The sequence below is a fragment of the Spirillospora albida genome (assembly GCF_000718255.1).
Taxonomy (GTDB): domain Bacteria; phylum Actinomycetota; class Actinomycetes; order Streptosporangiales; family Streptosporangiaceae; genus Spirillospora; species Spirillospora albida.
The window spans coordinates 1-851 of the sequence record NZ_JOFJ01000056.1 but is presented as its reverse complement, the minus strand read 5'-3'; the positions used below and the strand labels follow the sequence as shown (position 1 = coordinate 851).

1 protein-coding gene is annotated in these 851 nt (G+C 69.2%); it reads left to right on the top strand.

Going from position 1 to position 851, the window contains the following annotated elements:
* Positions 1-36 precede the first annotated feature (36 nt).
* Positions 37-851 (top strand): acyltransferase domain-containing protein (locus IE99_RS29925; protein ID WP_342666258.1); only part of this gene is annotated, 815 nt, incomplete at its 3' end.

Sequence of the window (851 nt, the reverse complement as noted above, 5' to 3'; positions counted from 1 at the left end):
GTCGCGTTCGTTTTTCCTGGTCAGGGGTCGCAGTGGGTGGGGTTGGGTCGGCGGTTGTTGGTGGAGTCGGAGGTGTTCGCGGAGCGGTTCGGTGAGGTGGCTGCTGGGGTGGAGCGGTGGGTGGATTGGTCGGTGGCGGGTGTTTTGGGTGATGGGGGGTTGTTGGCGCGGATTGAGGTGGTGCAGCCGGTGTTGTTCGTGGTGCAGGTGGCTTTGGCGGGGGTGTGGGAGTCGTGGGGTGTGCGGCCGGGTGCGGTGGTGGGTCATTCGCAGGGGGAGATCGCGGCGGCGGTGGTGGCGGGTGTGTTGAGTGTGGAGGACGGTGCGCGGTTGGTGGTGGAGCGGTCGGCGTTGTTCGCCCGGGAACTTGTGGGGCGGGGTGTGGTGGCGTCGGTCGCGTTGCCGGTGGCGGAGGTGGAGCGGCGCCTGCCTCGGGAGCTTTCGGTGGCGGGGGTGAATGGTCCGTCGTCGACGACGGTGGCGGGTGAGACCGCGCTGGTGGAGCGGTTCGTGGCGGAGCTGGCGAGTGCGGGGGTGCGGGCGCGGGTCGTTCCGGCGTCGGTGGCGTCGCATTCGGTGCAGGTGGAGCGGCTGCGGGACGAGGTCGTCGATGGGCTGGGGTTCGTGCGGCCGGGGCCGGGCCGGGTGCCGGTGTATTCGACGGTGACGGGTGGTGTGGTGTCGGGGGTGGAGATGGATGCGGGGTATTGGTTTGAGAATTGTCGGCGTCCGGTGTTGTTCGCTCCGGTGGTGGAGCGTCTGCTGGGTGATGGGTTCGGTGTGTTGGTGGAGCCGAGCGCGCATCCGGTGCTGGTGATGAATGTGGAGGAGATCGCCGACCGGGCGGGCGC